We start from the raw sequence: 20372 nt of genomic DNA, 5'->3' as shown, positions 1-20372 counted from the left end.
CTATAAATATCCGTATTTTGTGTACGTACACGAAATGTAAAAACAAACATGAAAGCACTACAATTTAAAATCCTTTTTTTTACTAGTTTTCTTGTAATAAATTTTACTGGTATTACTGTAAATTCACAAACATTAGAAGACGGATGGATATCTCTTTTTAACGGGAAAGATCTAACTGGTTGGAAGCAATTAAACGGAACTGCTCTTTATAAAGTTATAAACGGAGAAATTATTGGTACTGCAAAAACAGAAACTCCAAATAGTTTTTTATGCACTGAAAAAGAATACAGTAATTTTATTTTAGAATTTGATGTTCTATTAGATCCAACCATTAATTCTGGTGTTCAATTCAGATCAAATAGTTTTAAGGAATATAAAAAAGGCCAGGTTCATGGGTATCAATTTGAGTTGGATCCTACTGCTCGTGCTTTTAGTGGGGGCATATATGAAGAAGGAAAAAGAGGCTGGTTGTATCCGTTATCTTTAAATCAAAAAGGGCGCAAAACTTTTAAAAATGGTGTATGGAATACATGTAGAGTTGAAGCCATTGGTTCTACTATCAGAACATGGGTAAATGGTATCCAGTGCTCAAATTTAATTGATGATTTAACAGCTTCCGGGTTTATAGGATTACAGGTACATGAAATCTATTCGGATGTAAGCCGAGTAGGTAAAGAAATCAAATGGAAAAATATTAGAATTAAAACAAATAACTTAGAAAAAGAGCGTTGGGCTTCAGATCCCGAAGTAAAAGAAATGAGTTATTTAGTTAATAAACTCACAGAGCATGAAATAGATAAAGGATGGCGTTTACTCTGGGATGGCAAAACTTCCAAAGGGTGGAGGGGTGCAAAACAAGATTATTTCCCTGAATCTGGCTGGGATATTAAAAATGGTGAATTAACTATTTTATCAACCGATGGTGCTGAATCAACTGGTCCTGGAGATATTATTACCGAAAAAGTTTTCAGTAGTTTTGAATTAGAATTAGAATTTAAAATCACAAAAGGCGCTAATAGTGGTATTAAATATTTTGTAGATGCCGAACTTAATAAAGGGTCTGGTTCTGCTATTGGATGTGAATTTCAGATTTTAGATGACATAAACCATCCTGACTCAAAAGCTGGTGTTAATGGAAATAGAACCATTGGATCTCTTTACGATTTAATTACAGCTGAAAATCTTTCGATATCTGGAAGAAGCAAACAATTTAAAGGCATTGGTGCTTGGAACAAAGCAAGAATCGTTGTCAAAGGCGCGCATGTTGAACATTGGTTAAACAATGAAAAGGTTATAGAATATGATAGATCCTCACAAATGTTCAGAGCCCTTGTAGCTTATAGCAAGTACAAAAACTGGCCCAAATTTGGGCAATGGCCTAATGGACATATCTTACTTCAAGACCATGGAGACACCGTACATTATAGAAGTATAAAAATCAGAGAGTTTAATTAAAACTATATAAGTATGAGTTCAAATAGAAGAAATTTTATAAAAAAGGCATCCGCAGGTGCTCTAGGCGTAGCACTCACAGGAGGTATTACAAGCGCCTCTGCAAAAAGTTATTCACGAATTATAGGAGCCAATGACAGAATTCATGTGGCTGTTCAGGGACTAGGAAGACGCCTAGGAGGTTTTGTTGAAGCCATTTCAGATAAAAAAAATAATATTGAACTCATGTACTTATGTGATGTGATGAAAAGTCAACGAGAAAAAGCAGCTGGCAGGTTTTCAAAATTCATCGATCATACTCCTAAATTAGAAAATGATGTTAGGATTATTTTAGATGATAAAAAAGTAGATGCTGTTTTTATGGCAACACCAGATCATTGGCATGCACCAGGCGCGTGTATGGCCATGCAAGCCGATAAGCATGTGTATTTAGAAAAACCTTGCAGCCATAACCCAAGAGAAGGCGAGCTACTTGTTGCTTATCAAAAAAAATATAATAAGCATATCCAAATGGGTAATCAGCAACGGTCTTCTTTGGAATCGTCTGAAATCATTAAAGACATTCACAATGGTATTATAGGAGATGCCTATAAAGCCATTGCGTTTTACACAAATTCCAGAGGTAAAGTTCCTATTCCAGTAAAAGCGGCTCCTCCTGAAGGATTAGATTGGGCGCTTTTTCAAGGACCAGCTCCAAGAAAAGCGTATATGCATGATATCTGGAATTACAACTGGCACTGGTATGGATGGGATTATGGAACTGCTGAAACTGGCAACAATGCAACTCATGAATTAGACATTGCACGCTGGGCTTTAGATGTTAAATACCCTGAACATGTAGATGTATATTCAGGAAAATTTCAATACCAAAATGATGGATGGGAAATGTATGATACTATGGAAGCTACATTCAAGTTTTCCAATAACAAAACCATTCAGTGGGACGGACAAAGTAGAAATGGATATGATAAATATGGAGCAGGTAGGGGTACTTTAATTTATGGTTCCAAAGGTGTCGTGTTTATAGATAGAGATGGTTATAAATTGTATGACCTTAAAGGTAAAATAATTAGAGACAAATTGTTGCAAGGAATCGAAGATGGTCTAGCTCTTGGCGGTGGCGGCAGTCTTTCTACAAGACACTCCATAAACTTTTTTCAAACAATAAGAGGAAAAGAATCATTAACTTCACCCATAGAACAAGGTGTTATTAGCCAAATGTTAACACATTACGCCAATATTAGTTCGAGAATTAATAAATCTTTTGAAGTAGATGAAATCACTGGTAGAATTTACGATCGTGATGCCATGAAATTATGGTCAAGAACATATGAACCTGGTTGGGAAATAAAACCTATATAAATTACCCCCTTTAAAAAGGACTATTTAGAAATTATAATTAATGAAACGAAGAGAGTTTATTACAAAAAGCAGCATAGCAACTGCTGGAATTATTGCTGGTACTACTACCTTAGGTGCTATCCCAAAACGATTCGGTACCACCAACACTATTAATATTGGGATTATAGGTTCAGGAAATAGAGGAGGCGGGCTTATCCCTATATTAAACGACATTCAAGGCATTCATGTTTCTGCTGTCTGTGATATTTTACCCTTTCGATTAGAGCAAGGCATTTCTAGAGCTTCGAATAAAGTTGAAGCTTATAAAAATTATAAAAAACTATTAGACAATAAAGATGTCGATGCCGTACTAATAGCAACTCCGTTTAGCACACATGCTCCTATTGCTATTGATGCTTTAGATGCCGGGAAACATATTTATTGTGAAAAAACAATGGCGAAAGGGTTTACAGGAATTAATAATCTTGTAGATAGCGTTTCAAATTCAAAAACAATTTTTCAAACAGGTCATCAATATCATAGTTCTAAACTATATAAACATGTGGTCGATCTTCTGAAACAGGGAGAAATTGGTCAAATAACTTCTTTTGAATGTCAATGGAATAGAAATGGCAACTGGAGAAGACCTCTTCCTGATCCTTCTTTAGAACGTGCCATAAACTGGCGTATGTACAGAGAATATTCTGGAGGTATGACAGCTGAGCTTTGCTCTCATCAAATTGATTTTATACACTGGGTCTTAGGTGAAAATCCTAAAAAAATCATGGGAACTGGCGGTATTGATTTTTGGAAAGATGGTAGAGAAACCTTTGATAATATTCATTTGTTATTTGAATATCCAAGTGGGGTGAAAGCCAAATTCACCTGTTTAACTAATAATGCTTTAGGTGATTATCAAATAAAAATACATGGCAGTAAAGGCACTATTCTATTAGATTATGCTAAAGCTTGGATCTATTATGAAAAGGGGTATAAAAAGGAAATAGCGGACGTAGATGGTGTTTCGGGAGCTACTAGAAACAGTCAGCAACAAGGTAAAGGGTTTCCAATAAACGTATCACACCTAGATCCAAGTAGACAAGCCTTAATAGATTTTAGGGATTCTATTTTAGAAAACAAACAACCTCTTTCAAATGTGCTTACTGGAGCCAATACTTCCAGAGCCGTACAACTGTCTTTAGATGCTATGTATAATGAAGATATTCGGTATTGGAAGGAATAATGGAATTTTGTCATTCAGAGTACTTCGGCTGCGCTCAGCATAAACCAAAGGCGAAGAATCTGTATTTTAGATTTGTTCAGATTCTTCAGTCGTTCCTCCTTCTGACAATATGATTTATATTAGTTTAAAAAATATCACACCAAGAATTGAAACAAATCTGGTTTATTATTAAGATAATCGCCATAAAAATTTTGACGCTTCATTTTGCTTATAAGTGGTTCTAAATCGGTAGCAGATTTTAATTGAATACCTACAACTGCTGAACCATTTTCACGATTTGTTTTTTTAGCATATTGAAAATAGGTAATATCATCATTCTCTCCCAAAATATCTACAACAAATTCTTTTAACGCACCAGCACGTTGTGGGAACCTAATGATAAAATAATGCTTTAAATTAGCGTACAGTAAGGCGCGTTCTTTAATTTCTGAAGTTCTGGTAATATCATTGTTACTACCACTAACAACACATACCACATTTTTTTCTTTTATCTCTTCGGCATAAAAATCTAAAGCAGAAATGCTTAATGCTCCTGCAGGTTCTACTACTATAGCATCTTTATTGTAAAGCTCTAAAATAGTCTCACATACTTTCCCTTCTGGAACCGTTATCATACCATGTAAATTCTCTTTACAAATTGAAAACGTTAAATCTCCAACGCGTTTTACCGCAGCTCCATCAATAAACTTTTCGATTTGACCTAACTCTGTATTTTTATTATTTTTAATAGACACAGACATAGAAGGGGCACCTTCTGGTTCGACTCCTATAATTTTTGTTTTCGGTGATAGCTGCTTAAAAACTGTAGATAAGCCTGCCGCCAATCCGCCACCGCCAACGGCTATAAAAACATAGTCTATAGGCGCCGTAGATTGTTCTAGAATTTCTAAGCCAATAGTAGCTTGACCTTCTATAACTTTTTCATCATTAAAAGGGTGAATAAACGTTTTATGTAATTGCTCACATTCTAGCATGGCCGCATGGTAAGCATCATCAAATGTATCACCAATAAGTTTAATTTCGATAAAATCTCCACCAAACATTTTAACCTGTTCTACTTTTTGATTTGGTGTTGGAGCTGGCATATAAATAGTACCTTCAATCTGTAATAATTTACAAGACAATGCAACGCCTTGTGCATGGTTTCCCGCACTAGCACAAACAACGCCTTTTTTAGATTGTTCTGGTGTTAATGAACTTATTTTATTATAAGCACCTCTAATTTTATAAGAGCGTACTTGTTGTAAGTCTTCGCGTTTTAAAAAAATGTTAGCATTAAAATAATCGGAATGCCTTAAGCTAAGGCTTAAAGGCGTAACTGCCGATACTTTTTTAATAGTATCGGCAGCTACCTTTATATTATCAATACTAGGAAAATATGTTTTGTCCTCCTTGTTCATAATATATATTTATGTTAATGAGACCAATTTGGTTTTAAAACCAGACTGGTCTGAAAAACTATCATTTCATTTACTAAACTATTGGCTTCATAGCTGTCATAGATGATCTCAAAAACTCACCTACTTTTTCAACTGGATGGTCTCTTAAAACTTTATTGATTTCAATAAGTTTAGCATTATCTACACCTGTACCATTATCTTTAGCATACGCTTTACCAATAACATCTGTCTTGATATTCTTCATAAAGTCTGTTAATAAAGGCTTACAAGCGTGATCAAATAGGTAACAACCGTATTCAGCTGTATCAGAGATTACACTGTTCATTTCATATAACTTCTTTCTTGCAATCGTATTTGCAATAAGTGGTGTTTCGTGTAAAGACTCATAATAAGCAGAAGCATCAATAATTCCAGATTCTGTCATCGCTTCAAAAGCCAATTCAACACCTGCACGAACAAACGCTACCATTAACACACCATTATCATAATATTCTTGCTCTGAAATCTCAATATCTCCAGCTGGTGTTTTTTCGAAAGCAGTTTCTCCTGTTGCAGCTCTCCAACCCAATAGGTTTTTATCATCATTAGCCCAATCTTCCATCATGCCTTTAGAGAAATTTCCTTCCATAATATCATCCATATGTTTTTGGAATAATGGACGCATAATATCTTTTAATTCTTCAGATAATTCGAAAGCTTTAATTTTTGCTGGGTTAGATAAACGATCCATCATATTGGTGACACCTCCATATTTAAGACCTTCAGTTACTGTTTCCCATCCGTATTGAATTAATTTTGAAGCATATCCTGGATCAATTCCTTCTTCAACCATTTTATCAAAACAAAGGATAGATCCAGTTTGTAACAAACCACAAAGAATGGTTTGTTCACCCATTAAATCAGATTTAACCTCAGCAATAAAAGACGATGCTAAAACACCTGCTTTATCTCCTCCAGTTGCAGCTGCATAAGCCTTTGCTTGCGCCCAACCTTTTCCCTCTGGATCGTTCTCTTCATGCACAGCAATTAGTGTTGGCACACCAAAACCACGCTTATATTCTTCACGTACTTCACTACCTGGAGATTTAGGTGCTACCATGATTACGGTAAGATCTTTACGAATTTGCATACCCTCCTCAACAATATTAAATCCATGAGAATATGATAATGTTGCTCCTTTTTTCATTAAAGGCATAACTGTACTAACGGCATTGGTATGCTGTTTGTCTGGTGTTAAGTTTAATACTAAATCTGCAGATGGGATTAGCTCTTGGTAAGTACCAACCGTAAATCCATTCTCTGATGCGTTAACAAAAGAGGCACGTTTTTCAGAAATTGCAGCATCCCGTAAAGCATAAGAAATGTCTAATCCAGAATCTCTCATATTTAAACCTTGATTAAGCCCTTGAGCTCCACACCCTACTATAACTATTTTTTTACCTTTTAAAGCGTTTACTCCATCTGAAAACTCTGAAGCATCCATAAATCTACACTTTGATAATTGATCTAGTTTATCTCTTAGTGAAAGTGTGTTAAAATAATTTCCCATTTTAATTTTATTGTTGTTATTGATTATTGAATGCTAAAAGCATTTCTGTTATTTTCATTTCTTCTTTGGTTACTGAAATACGTCCAGATCGCACAAATTGCATGATTCCAAAAATGTTTAAATCTCTGCGAAGTGATTCTATTTCATTTCTTCTACCAGATTTTTCCAAAACAAAGAATTCTTTGTTTACTGTAACTATTCTGGCATTACTTTCTTTAATTATATTCTGAATTTGTGGTTCATTAAATAATAAATCAGATTTTATTTTAAACATACCAGATTCCTGAAAAATAGTTTCTTCTTCTGTATGATAATAGGCACGAATAACTTCAATTTGTTTTTGAAATTGTCCTATAATTTTTTGAGCTTGAGCTTCGGTAATGTTTACAACAATGACAAATCTGTTTACGCCTTCAATTTCTGATTGAGACGTTGTTAAACTTTCAATATTGATATGCCTGCGTTGAAAAATTGCAGAAATACGATTTAATAAACCTATATTATTTTCGGTATAGATTGAAATCGTGAATGATTTTATTTCTTCGTTCATTTTATAAAAGATAATAGAAGAAAGATGAAAGAGAAAAGACAATTACATTGTTTGCAAAAAGTGTTCTCTGTGTATCATCTTTATTCTTTGTTCTATATTCTTTGTTCTTATTTTATCAACTAACTTAACCTAATATCTGAAACGGATGCTCCTGAAGGAATCATTGGGAATACATTATCTTCTTTTTCTACACACACTTCTAAGAAATAAGACTCCTTAGAAGCTATCATTTCTTTAATAGCATCTGCTAATTCCTCCCTTTTAGTAACACGTTTTCCATCTATATGGTATCCTTTAGCAATAGTCACAAAGTCAGGGTTTGTCATTTCTGTTGATGCATAACGTTTATCAAAAAACAACTGTTGCCATTGACGTACCATTCCTAAAAATTCATTATTTAATACCACAATTTTCACAGGTACTTTTTGTTGAAAGATAGTGCCTAACTCTTGGATATTCATTTGATAGCCACCATCACCAATTATTGCTACTACTTCACGTTCTGGCGCTGCCATTTTAGCGCCAATAGCTGCTGGTAGTGCAAATCCCATAGTTCCTAAACCACCAGAAGTTATATTACTTTTAGTTTTATTAAATTCTGAATAACGACAAGCAATCATTTGATGTTGACCAACATCTGATACGATAGCAGCGTTACCTCCACTTTGTACATTTATTTCTTTTAAAACTTCACCCATCGTTAATCCTTCTTTGGTTGGATGAAGATCGTCTTTAATTACTTTCTCAAATTCTATAGCATATAAATCTTTAAACTCTTGGTGCCATGCTTCATGAGAATTTTCATTTAACAATGGTAATAATTCTGTTAAACTATCTTTAGAGTTACCCAATACCGCTACATCTGCATATACATTTTTATTAACTTCAGCTGGATCAATCTCAAAATGAATCACCTTGGCCTGTTTAGCATAAGTATCTAAACTGCCCGTAACACGATCATCAAAACGCATTCCGATTGCGATAAGCACATCACATTCGTTGGTTAATTTATTTGGTGCGTAGTTACCATGCATTCCAACCATACCAATGTTTAAGGGATGCGATGTTGGTATTGCCGAAGCCCCCATAATAGTCCAAGCAGCAGGAATACCAGCTTTTTCAATAACTGCTTTTAATTCTGTTTCTGCTTCTCCTAAAATAACACCTTGTCCCCAAACAATCATTGGTTTTTTTGCGGCATTAATTAATTCGGCAGCAGCCTTCACCGATTCTAAATTGGTTTTTGGTGTTGGAATATAACTTCTTACACCTGTACATTTTTCGTATTTAAAATCAAGTTCTCCAAACTGAGCATCTTTTGTAATATCAATCAACACAGGTCCAGGACGACCGCTTTTAGCTATATAAAATGCTTTGGCTAAAACTTCTGGAATTTCTGATGCTTTTGTAACTTGGTGGTTCCATTTAGTAACGGGTGTAGAAATACCAATAATATCTGTTTCTTGAAACGCATCGGTACCCAATAAATGAGATGGTACTTGCCCTGTAATACATACTAATGGTGTAGAATCGATTTGAGCATCAGCTATTCCTGTAATTAAATTAGTAGCTCCCGGTCCAGATGTTGCCATGGCAACACCAACTCTACCAGAAATTCTTGCAAATCCCTGAGCCGCATGTGCTGCACCTTGTTCATGACGCGTTAATACATGATGAATTTCATTTCTGAATTTATATAACTCATCATAAACTGGCATAATAGCACCTCCTGGATATCCATAAAGAATATCTACATCTTCTGCTATCAAGCATTTAATAATAGCTTCACTACCTGTAATTCGTTCTGTTTTACTTAGCACTTCCCGTGTTTTATTTGCTGTTTCTGTATCCATACTCATTAAATTGAGATTTCCGCCTTCGCAGAAATGAAAAAATATCTATTTAGAATTCATCAGTAACACATCCTTTTGATGCTGATGATACCGACCTTGCATATTTATAAAGAACACCTCTATCAAATTTTAATTTCGGTGCTGTCCAATTTTGTCTTCTTTCCTGTAATTCTTCTTCTGAAACTTCTAAAGAAATACTATTTGTTTCGGCATCAATGGTAATCATATCGCCATCTTTTACAAATGCAATAGTGCCTCCTTCTTGAGCTTCAGGTGTTATATGCCCCACAACAAAACCATGTGTTCCACCAGAGAAACGACCATCTGTAATTAAAGCAACATCCTTACCTAGTCCTGCCCCCATTATAGCAGCAGTCGGTTTTAGCATTTCTGGCATGCCTGGTCCTCCTTTTGGTCCTTCATAACGAATAACAACGACATCCCCTTTTTCTACCAATCCATCACGAATACCATCATTCGCGTCGTATTCACTATTAAACACTTTCGCTTTACCAACAAAACTCAAACCTTCTTTTCCTGTAATTTTAGCCACACTTCCATCTTCTGCTAAATTTCCATATAGCATACGTAAATGTCCTGTTGCTTTAATAGGGTTTTCTAAAGGTTTTATAATATCCTGTCCTTCGGAAAGGTCATTAACATCTAATAAGTTTTCGGCTAATGTTTTTCCTGTTACAGTTAAACAATCGCCATGTAATAATCCTTCTTTCAACAAATATTTTAACACCGCTGGAATACCTCCTACAGCATGCAAATCTTCCATTAAGTATTTTCCACTAGGTTTTAAATCTGCTAAAAATGGTGTTGTATCGCTTATATCTTGAAAATCTTTAAGAGTAAAATCTATTTGCGCTGCTCTGGCTATAGCCAAGAAATGTAATACTGCATTGGTAGATCCTCCTAAAATAGTTACCAAACGAATGGCATTCTCTAAAGATTTACGCGTCACAATATCAGAAGGTTTAATATCTCTTTCAAGCAACAAACGCATAGCTTCTCCTGCCTTTATAGATTCTGCTTTTTTCTCATCACTACCAGCTGGGTTAGAGCCATTATATGGTAATGACATTCCTAAAGCCTCTATAGCCGATGCCATTGTGTTTGCAGTATACATACCACCACAAGCACCTGCACCAGGAATAGATTTTTTTACAATGCTCTTAAATTCACTTTCTTCCATTGTTCCCGCAACTTTGCTTCCCCATGCTTCAAAAGCAGAAACGATATCTAATTTTTTTCCTTCATGACAGCCAGAGTCTGTTGTTCCTCCAAAAATTAAAACAGAAGGTCTGTTTAAACGTAGCATTGCAATTAATGCGCCCGGCATATTTTTATCGCAACCTACAACAGTAATTAAACCATCGTAACTCATAGCTTGTACAACAGTTTCCATAGAATCTGCAATAACATCTCTTGAAGGTAATGAATAACGCATTCCCGGTGTTCCCATCGAAATACCATCACTCACACCTATTGTATTAAAAATTAATCCGACCAGATCTTCATTCTTCGTACCTTCTTTAGCTAATTTTGCTAGATCATTTAAATGCATGTTACAAGGATTCCCTTCATAACCTGTACTGGCAATCCCTACAAGAGGTTTAAAAAAGTCTTCCTCAGAAAAACCAATGGCATATAACATGGCTTGTGCCGCTGGTTGTGTTGAATCCTGAGTTACTGTTTTACTGTATTTATTAAGTTCCTTCATCTTTATTACAGATAATTTTATACTTTTCCTTTTTTTGATTTAATCTTTTAATGATTTAAGAATTCTTTTAAAAATCCTATAACCGTCTAAAATAATATTCGAAATTAATTTATTTAGGTATTTGTTTACATTATTCTTTGGTTTTTCTGGTTAAATCCACAACCACCTAAAAAGACATAAACAACTGTACAACAATGTTTTAAACTGTTATTTTTATGATGTTCAAAATTTAAAAAATATGCAATAAAAAAGCCTTCCGATTAAGGAAGGCTTTTAAAAATTTATATATAGCGTTCCCTATCGTTGCGAAATAATCACAATGACAATAATAGAAACGATATTTAATATTTGCTTTTTCATTTTACTTTTACAAATATTTACAATTATTATGAAATAACCAATTTATTTTTAAAAAAAAGAAAAACAAATTATCGTTTCCTTTTATTTTTTTACTTTTGCCAACACAAATAACAGAGGAAAGATTTGACTGATTGCAACCTCTTTATGCTGAGCTTGTTTTCAGCATAAAATAAAAATGCTAAAGGCAGTGTAAACTTCCTTCGACGCTATCGTCAAATCCTAAAATATAAAAGATAACTTATGGCTTATTTATTTACTTCGGAAAGTGTTTCTGAAGGACACCCAGATAAAGTAGCAGACCAAATTAGTGATGCTCTCATTGATAATTTTTTAGCTTTCGATACAGACTCAAAAGTAGCCTGTGAAACCTTAGTTACTACAGGTCAAGTTGTACTTGCTGGTGAAGTAAAGTCTAAAACGTATCTAGATGTACAAAAAATTGCCAGAGAAACTATAAACAAAATTGGTTATACCAAAGGAGAATATATGTTTGACGGTAACTCTTGTGGAGTCCTTTCTGCAATTCACGAACAATCTGACGATATTAATAGAGGGGTTGATAGAGCAAGTAAAGAACAGCAAGGAGCAGGTGATCAAGGTATGATGTTTGGTTATGCCACTAATGAAACTGAAAATTTCATGCCTTTGGCTTTAGATCTATCGCATAGAATCCTAATAGAACTTGCTGAATTAAGAAGAGAAAATAAAGAGATTACCTATTTACGTCCAGATTCTAAAAGTCAGGTAACTATTGAGTATAGTGATGATAATGTCCCTCAACGTATTGATGCTATAGTAGTATCAACGCAACACGACGATTTTGATGAAGATGAGACTATGTTAGCCAAAATCAGAAAAGATATTGTTAACATTTTAATTCCTCGTGTGGTTGCTAAACTACCTGAGCAAATTCAGGTTTTATTTAATAATGATATTAAATACCACATAAACCCAACTGGAAAATTTGTTATTGGTGGTCCTCATGGAGATACTGGGTTAACTGGAAGAAAAATTATTGTAGATACTTATGGTGGTAAAGGCGCTCATGGTGGCGGTGCATTTTCTGGAAAAGACCCTAGTAAGGTAGACAGAAGTGCTGCTTATGCAACGCGTCATATTGCAAAAAATCTGGTTGCAGCTGGTGTAGCCGACGAAGTTTTAGTGCAAGTAAGTTACGCTATTGGTGTGGTAGAACCTATGGGGATTTTTATTGATACTTATGGTACATGTTCTTTTAACATGACCGATGGTGAAATTGCTGAAAAAGTTTCTGAGGTTTTTGATATGCGCCCCTTTGCTATTGAAGAACGCTTAAAACTGCGTTCCCCAATGTATAGTGAAACTGCTGCTTATGGTCATATGGGACGTAATAACGAAACGGTTACCAAAACATTCGCACAACCTAATGGAGAAGCTACAACGTTAGATGTAGAATTATTCACTTGGGAAAAATTGGATTATGTTGATAAAGTAAAAGAAGTGTTTGGGTTATAATCCTGACTTCTAATTAAGGTTTCAAAGAGACTGTTTAAAAGCAAAAAGCAAGTCACATTGAGCTTGTTGAAAATATTTTTGATTTATTTTATAATTAATATCATTTTCAACAAGTTCAAACTGACAAAGTAATCTTCGATGTTTTTTAGACAACCTCTTTTATATTTACAGAAATCCTTCTTAACTAATTAATAAATCTGGATTCTTTGCTCTTAACATATCTATTTGAATTTTACTGGCCGTACCATTTGTATTTACTTCTCTTAATAAAGGAAGCTTAGCAAGTGCTACCAAACCTGTTATGCCTCTTGGGCTAGAACATTTAATAATACGAAGTTCTCCACACGATGCCAAAGGAGAAAGATCTAATGCCTCTTCATTGTTTTCAATAGTTACTCTCGACAACTTTTTATGATTCGCTAAAGGCTTGATATCCCTTAATTTATTTTTAGAAGCACTAAAATTAACAAGGTTTTCTAATTTATCTAAAGGAAATAAATCTTTTAAATTATTATCACTAACATTTAGGTTCTTTAGGTTACGGCAATTTTCTAATTTACTCAAATTATTTAATTTACAATTTGAAGCTCTTAAAGTTCTAAGATACTCGAAATTTTCAACTACAGAAGTATTATAAATATCGTTATTACTTACTATAAGATACTCCAATAAGGATAGGTTTTCAATGCCTTCTAGACTTGAAATTTTGGTGTTTTCAACATTCAAATAATAACACCTTTTAAAGATATATAATAGAGATAAATCTCCTATTTTTTTGTTTTCGAGACTAATATGATCTTCCGTATAAACGAACTTAGCCAATTCTTTAACACTAGGCTCTTCTCCTTTCCACCATACTTCCTTGAATTTTGGATGTGTTTTAGCATCCTTTAACCAAGTCTTTAATTCCTTTTTTTCTTCTTCCAAAGCATGTTCTTTCCAATGCTCCCAATCTTTCATTAAATAAGGTAAATCTGATAAATATTCTTTAATTAGACTATAATCCAGTTCAATTTTCTGTAAAATAGGTAATTTAATAATGTCTTCCATGCCTTTCTCTATCGGGTTGTTTTCCAAGTCTAATTTTCTTAGACCTGTACACGTACCAATTACAGAAACATCTGAAATAGTATTATTAGACAGCTTTAATTCCTTAAGCGCATGTAAGTTATTAAGTGACTCAATATCAGAAACTTTATTATTATTTAGTTCCAACACCTCTAGTCTTTTCAAATTACTCAGCACAGAAATATTGTCTATTTCACACCTACCTGCTTCTAATTTTTCAAGCCTATAAAGGTTTTTTAAAGAAGCAATTGAAGTAATTGGATTACTGGAAAGGTATAATTCTTTAAGATAAAAACACTTGGAGAGTACACTTATATCGGCTATCTGATTCCTATTAATATAAAGTGTTTCTAAATGAGTAAAACCTGTTAAAAAAGATATTTCCTCTAACTCATGCTTCATTAAAGGAAGAAAATCCATACGTGAAACCCGTAATAAAGCAGAAGGCGCTAATTGGTCGGCATCACCTTTTACTTTAGCATATTTCATAGCTGTACGCTTTACATTAGAAGGTACAGAAGCCCACCATTCTATAAGTTTATCTGCTTGTTTTTCATCTGTTTCTTGTATATCACCTTTAAAAAGGGGAAGAATTTCCTTTGCTATTTCAGCCTCTTGGGTTTCAGACTCTACAAGTGCCGATAGGTCTTTTATAATCTCTTCTAGCTTATTTAAATCTTTTAGCGAATCGACAAAAGTTTTAACCGTTTGAAAAGTCTTTTTTGCTTCCTCTTCTCTCTCTGTAACGACACAGGCATATCCAAAATAATAATAGGCATAAAACCTGTATTCTTTATTATTGAATTTTCCTTTTTTTACTAAGGCTTCTGCTGTAGAAAACATCAGTTCATTATCAAAAGCAGATTCTTTAAGAAGATATAATAAATTCAGAGCAGTGTAACCATTAGGAACGTGGGCTATTCCTATTTGATAAGCTTTTACAGCTTCGGGAATTTGTTTAAGTTCTTTGAAATAACTCGCTAGGAAACCACTAGCCTCATCTATTAAGCTATTTTGACCGGCATTGCTATTTGTGACAAAATCGTGCAGGGCGGGTTCTAACAATTTAATTGCCTTTTTAGTTTTATCTTCTTTCCATAAATCTTTGGAAGTATCTAAAACAGATTTAAACTGCTCTATTGTTGAGTCTGCTTTTTTTTGGGGCAACGGTATTTGTAATTCCGTTAAAAAATCGATTCCAGTACCGTTTACTTTGTCTGCCCATAAATCGAATATTAATTGTTGGTTTACCTCTTGTGCAGCCACTTTTTTCACAAAGACCGTACGTGTAACTTCATCTGGAAAATATTCGGTAAATGGCAGTTTATGCATATCGTCGAAATCTATAGATACCGTACTAATATTTTTTAAATAGCCTTTTAATTCTGGGGCTTGTTTAAGTTTTAAATACACCTTCCCTAGAATGATCGAGGTTAAAAAAGCATCTAAATCAAAATAATGGTCTTCTGAAGGCCAATTGTTTTTTATACCTTTTTCTCCAAATACTTCCCAACAAAAAGATTCAAATACCTCATACTCATAATCGTAAGCAGCATTTATGCCTTCCCAATAATCACCATTCTCTTTTGTTTCCAACCCTAAGGCATATCGATTATAATCTCCTCTTCTGGTAAGGCGAATCGAGCGGTAGTCTTTTTCTTTATAGCGTAGGATCTCATTTTTATAAATGCTGTAAACCGTATCTTCTAAGTTTTCAAACCAACCTTTTTCTTCCCTTGCTTGTTCCTCTGAAGGTACGACAACATAACCTTTCTTTACTTTTGAATTGATTAATTTTTTGGCTTCTTTCAGGGCTTTTTCATTTGAATCAACATTTTTTGTTATTTGTTGCCCCTTGGTATTCAGTTTTCCATAAGTGACGATATAATTGTTTCCATCAACTTCAATCGTCCAAAATTTAGAGGACTTTTCATCAGTATATTCTAAGTAAGTCTTTAAAAGCATATTGATTTGGGATTAATATGTTAAGCATTTAAAAATGGACGTGAATTTAATATTTTAATCTTAATTATCAAGATTTATAAATAAAAAACTTTGACTGTTTAAAGTAAAAGAGACTATCTGAAAAGTCAATTCAATGCTGTATTTAATGCTTTATTTGAATGAAAATAAGAAAGTTGGTTCAATTATGCTTTTCCAGTAAGCTACGTTTTGAAAATAGAAGAATCCACAAAATAAAAAACGAGCTTTATACTAAGAACAGGTTTCTCACTCCTGAAAATGAAAAGCTACGTTACTATCGCAACGTCCTTTTTATTATAAAACAAAAAAAGTTTGCATAAAAATACAAACTTTTCGAGTTAAGTGGGGAGAGCAGGATTCGAACCTGCGAAGACGTAGTCAGCAGATTTACAGTCTGCCCTCGTTGGCCGCTTGAGTATCTCCCCTAAACTGAGCGCAAATATATTACTGTTCTTTAATTCTACAAATAAAAATGTTATATTTTTTTATAACTCGTAGCGTAGTCTAAACGATAAAAATAGTGGTTGAATGTAATATTCTGTAGCACTTACAGATATATTGGTTGTACTGCTATTGTTTTGCGATTTCGTATCAAATAAGTTCGTTGCCTTTATTTCATATTCCAGCTTGGCGTCTTTATTTTTTCTATAAGACAAAGACGCATTTAAAAACTCATAACTATTTATTGTTCCAGAAACATCACTAAAGTTATTATATGAATAATCTGTTCTGAATGTAAAAGATTTTAATATGAGTGCATCCACCTCAACCGAAGGTGTTTTAGTAAAGAATTTAGTATTATTAGTTCCTTGGTTGTTATCTTGAATTCTATAGCGGTATCTAATATCAATATTAGGAGCATTTCTAAAATTAGTTCGTACGCCTGCTCTATACGTTTGCGAAAAACTTTCATTAACAGACTGTACATTTTGCACAAATTGATTAAACTTTGAATAATTAAAACTACCTCTTAAATTCGCTTTTACTTTACCAAATGTGCGTTCGTAGCTCCCATTTGCGCTTAAACTTTCATCTGCAAAAGCTGAGTTAAATGGTGAACTAACTCGTATTACACTTCCAGGTTCGAAAGTAGATATATTTCTTATATTGTCTATACTTTTGTTATAATTAATATTAGCAAACACATTTGTATAATTAAACATATTAAAACTAAAATAGGACAAATTCACATTATGTGATAAAGCGTTTTCCAACTCAGGATTACCAGAAAACAAGGCATTATAATTATTAAGAACCAAACCACTTGCAAATTTCGATACATCTGTGAATTGTGTTTGCATCTTATAATTAAAAATAATTTGCTCACTCTTTTTTAGCTGCATTCTCATATTGAAATCTGGTAATAACCTGAAAAAATTATCGGTTGTCCGATTATCAAACTGCGTGTTTTTCGAACTATAGCCATGCGCTGAAAAACCTGGTGTAAATGTAAAAATACCTGCCTTTAATCTATAATGAACACCTAAATATAAATCACTAAAATTATATTTAATATCGTTTGTATCCATGCCATCATTAATAGTTGGTGTTGGATTAAACTGGGAATCATCGTCTAAGAATTGAAAAATATTAGAGTTGAATTGTTGACTACTAAATATAGTTCCTAAGGTAAAATTGATATCACTCTTATTATTTATGACATTCCAATAATCTAATTTTGCATCAATTTGATTTGACTTTATACGCTTATCTTGTGCCACATTATAATCTAATTGTGCCCCATCTAAGCCTAAATTATTTGCTGTGTCATCATAATTCGCTTTATCATCTAAAATGGCATTATAAAAAGGATCTTCATCTTGTAATAAATGCTGAACTTCTAGTGCAAAAATATTGGTGTCGTCTAGCGTATAATAATAGTTTAAATTCTGATTGATACTGTAAGGACTCGATTTTTCTAACTGATTAATATCTCCAATAACTGACGAAAAAAAACCTTGATCTTGTGATTCTTTTGATACGCGACCTAAAATATCATAATCTAATTGATTATTGGCGTTAGGCTTATACTTAGCAGAAAGCTTCAACATACCTAAATCGCTGCGTTGAGTGGTATTGCTTTCTGTATTTTCGTCAGGAATACCTAAATCAGGATTCGTATATTTTATATCCCTATCTTCCTGTAATTCCGTTTTACTATTAGAAAAAATAGCAAAACCACTTAAGTCTAATGCCTTATTAGGTGACCAATTAAAATTTGCTGCTCCAAACTTAGTATTAATATCTTTTGCTCTATTGTTTTGAACCGTTAAAAACCCCAGATTATTACTTCCTAAATTAATATTGGTACCGCTTTGTCGGCTTGGACTTCTAAACCCGCCTGAAAAATTGAAATAATCGCGTCTTGTAAAGGCAATTTCGCCTACATTATTTAGATCGGTAATAACATTGATACTGTACTCCTGACTGTAATAAAATAATTTTGGCTGAAATAAATACAATTCATTTTCACTTGAAGCACCACCACCAGCAGTAATATTGCCAAACCAGAAACTCTTTTTTCCTTCTTTTAACTTAATATTTATGGCAATATTATCCTGATTATTAGTAACTCCGCTTAACTGACTTACCTCAGCGTAATTTTTAAGAATCTCAACCTTATCAACAGCATTAGAAGGAATGTTTTTTGTTGCTAATTTTGAATCTCCATCAAAAAAATCTTTGCCTTCAACCATCACTTTAGAAACGACTTTACCCTCTACTTCTACTTCGCCATCATCATTGATTTCTACACCTGGTAAATTCTCAAGCACATCTTCCAGTTTCCTTTCTGTACCTCGATTAAAAGAATCTGCATTGTATACAATTGTGTCTCCCTTTATAGTCACGGGCATTTCATAAACTAATTCTATTTCATCCAAAGCATTATCATACTGTAATATGAAATTTTTTGTAATAGGCTCTTCTTTAGTTTCCAGCAGTTTTTCATTGGTTTTTGTACCTATATAACTCACTTGAATTTTATATCCTGTATTCTTTTTCAAACTAAGTTTATAACGCCCTTTATCATTTGTAATTCCATAAGAATCCAAAGCTTTTGTTTCTTGATTTATAGCAACAACATTAGCTAACTCTAAAGGATTGCCTATACTATCTTTTACAAAACCTTCCAGCTTGACTTGAGCAAAAAAGGAGCTTGTTACCAGTAACAGTAACATGGTTATTTTTAATTTCATTACATGTTTTTTGATTGATTACATATTTATAGAAATTACCTTCTCCTCCCGCCTGGGCGACCATCACCTCTTCTGAAGTTTTCTCGCATTTCTTCGGTTTTCTTTTTTACAATAGCATTATATACTTCTTTTGATACTTCCTTACCCTTTGATGGCTTTTTAATATCATCTTTCTCTTCTGGATTCAAGATAATTTTAGAGCATAAAATGGTTGTTCTCCCTTCATTAACTTCTAAAATTAAACCTGGGAGCCCCCAATATTCTCCCGGACCTTGATTCACTGGAATTTGAGGCGTATACCATACCACGACTTCAATCAAATCAGGAGTTTCTTTTTTTATAGACTGGGTTTGGGTATTGGCAGAATCTTTTTCTTTATTTCCTTCTCTATCAGGAGGTCTTCTAAACCTATTGAAATCAAACTCAGTATTGGTTTTTATAGCTGTAGCCTTAAAACAAGTATACTTTCCTATTTGCTTTGTCTCATTTTCCATGACCCATTTTAATTGCGGTAAGGAATCTTTAATCAAAAACTGTTTTCCAAAAAACTCATGGTCTTGTAACAATGTTTGCTCTTTCACATTTTTATATAGATTTCCTACTGTAAAACTACTCATCATACTTCTCCAACGTCCAGATCCAGTGCCAGGAGCATCCAGTTTTTCTTCTTGCTTATAAATGGATTCAATTTGGTTAAACGTTAGAACATATACATTTTCAAACATACTTTTCATACGTGTTGCAATACGTTTTTTTTGATCTTCACTCATTTGCCTTCCTCCAAACCTACTCATATCAAGAGCTGTCTTAGTTTGATAATATGCTTTTCCTTGGAAGTTTTTTTGAGCAAATGTCATGGAAAACATGAAAAGAAAAATAAGTACTGCTAATCTTTTAGAATTCGTTTTCATTAAAATAGGATATTTTAGTTAGGTTATTAAAACGACGTTTCAATTTTAATTTGACTAAAACCATCTTATGTAGTTTAATGACTTAATGTTAAATAAGTCTTAAAATTATCCGCCTATTCTAATTTCAACCCTTTCACCATCATCGATGTGTAATTCTATATACAAACTAAAATAAAACAATAAACTTTATTATCATCTATTAAATTCTATAATGGCTAATTTGGATGTATTTCATTTTGAAA

General features: G+C 33.5%; 12 protein-coding genes and 1 tRNA gene. 4 read left to right on the top strand and 9 right to left on the bottom strand.

The genetic code is table 11. The annotated features are described in order from the left end of the window. The first annotated feature begins 48 nt into the window (after nt 1–48). Genes Q4Q39_RS08150 through Q4Q39_RS08140 form a run of 3 tightly spaced genes read left to right on the top strand, consistent with a single transcriptional unit; the run spans nt 49 to nt 4036 of the window. Nucleotides 49–1455 (top strand): 3-keto-disaccharide hydrolase, encoded by a 1407-nt coding sequence (locus tag Q4Q39_RS08150; RefSeq protein ID WP_303281915.1) that lies wholly within the window; start codon nt 49–51, stop codon nt 1453–1455. Nucleotides 1456–1467: 12 nt separating this feature from the next. Continuing rightward, nucleotides 1468–2814: a Gfo/Idh/MocA family protein gene (locus tag Q4Q39_RS08145; RefSeq protein WP_303281914.1), complete on the top strand. Its 1347-nt coding sequence runs from the start codon at nt 1468–1470 to the stop codon at nt 2812–2814. Nucleotides 2815–2854: 40 nt separating this feature from the next. Further along, nucleotides 2855–4036 (top strand): Gfo/Idh/MocA family protein, encoded by a 1182-nt coding sequence (locus Q4Q39_RS08140; protein ID WP_303281913.1) that lies wholly within the window; start codon nt 2855–2857, stop codon nt 4034–4036. Nucleotides 4037–4170: 134 nt separating this feature from the next. Here Q4Q39_RS08140 and ilvA read toward each other — a convergent pair whose 3' ends face one another. The 5 genes from ilvA to ilvD form a co-directional block, all read right to left on the bottom strand. Further along, nucleotides 4171–5436, bottom strand: coding sequence for a threonine ammonia-lyase IlvA (gene ilvA, locus Q4Q39_RS08135; protein WP_303281912.1), 1266 nt, complete (start codon nt 5434–5436; stop codon nt 4171–4173). A 73-nt stretch (nt 5437–5509) separates the two neighbouring features. After that, on the bottom strand, nt 5510–6985 hold the full coding sequence (gene ilvC / locus Q4Q39_RS08130; protein ID WP_303281911.1) for a ketol-acid reductoisomerase: 1476 nt from the start codon (nt 6983–6985) through the stop codon (nt 5510–5512). Nucleotides 6986–7001: 16 nt separating this feature from the next. Further along, the gene (ilvN, locus tag Q4Q39_RS08125) at nt 7002–7535 is read right to left on the bottom strand and encodes an acetolactate synthase small subunit (RefSeq protein ID WP_135876193.1); all 534 of its coding nucleotides are present in this window, start codon (nt 7533–7535) and stop codon (nt 7002–7004) included. A gap of 119 nt (nt 7536–7654) precedes the next feature. Continuing rightward, the gene (ilvB, locus tag Q4Q39_RS08120; protein ID WP_303281910.1) at nt 7655–9388 is read right to left on the bottom strand and encodes a biosynthetic-type acetolactate synthase large subunit; all 1734 of its coding nucleotides are present in this window, start codon (nt 9386–9388) and stop codon (nt 7655–7657) included. A gap of 49 nt (nt 9389–9437) precedes the next feature. Further along, entirely contained in the window at nt 9438–11117 is a 1680-nt protein-coding gene (gene ilvD, locus Q4Q39_RS08115) for a dihydroxy-acid dehydratase (RefSeq protein ID WP_303281908.1), read from the bottom strand. 600 nt (nt 11118–11717) lie between these two features. Here ilvD and metK point away from each other — a divergent pair. Beyond that, nucleotides 11718–12971, top strand: a complete 1254-nt coding sequence (metK, locus tag Q4Q39_RS08110) for a methionine adenosyltransferase (protein ID WP_303281907.1) — start codon at nt 11718–11720, stop codon at nt 12969–12971. 180 nt (nt 12972–13151) lie between these two features. On the opposite strand, the gene Q4Q39_RS08105 is transcribed toward metK, so the two are convergent. From Q4Q39_RS08105 to Q4Q39_RS08090, 4 genes are all read right to left on the bottom strand, one after another. Beyond that, on the bottom strand, nt 13152–16004 hold the full coding sequence (locus Q4Q39_RS08105; RefSeq protein ID WP_303281906.1) for a leucine-rich repeat domain-containing protein: 2853 nt from the start codon (nt 16002–16004) through the stop codon (nt 13152–13154). Nucleotides 16005–16365: 361 nt separating this feature from the next. Continuing rightward, nucleotides 16366–16447 (bottom strand) — tRNA-Tyr (locus Q4Q39_RS08100). Nucleotides 16448–16507: 60 nt separating this feature from the next. Then, nucleotides 16508–19219 (bottom strand): TonB-dependent receptor, encoded by a 2712-nt coding sequence (locus Q4Q39_RS08095; RefSeq protein WP_303281905.1) that lies wholly within the window; start codon nt 19217–19219, stop codon nt 16508–16510. A 35-nt stretch (nt 19220–19254) separates the two neighbouring features. Then, a complete protein-coding gene (locus Q4Q39_RS08090) occupies nt 19255–20130 on the bottom strand; it encodes a GLPGLI family protein (protein WP_303281904.1) in 876 nt (291 codons plus the stop codon). Between the last annotated feature and the right edge of the window lie 242 nt (nt 20131–20372).

The organism is Flavivirga amylovorans (genome assembly GCF_030540875.1).
Taxonomy (GTDB): Bacteria; Bacteroidota; Bacteroidia; order Flavobacteriales; family Flavobacteriaceae; genus Flavivirga; species Flavivirga amylovorans.
Note: the sequence above shows the minus strand (reverse complement) of the source record. Positions and strands in the feature narration are given on the sequence as shown.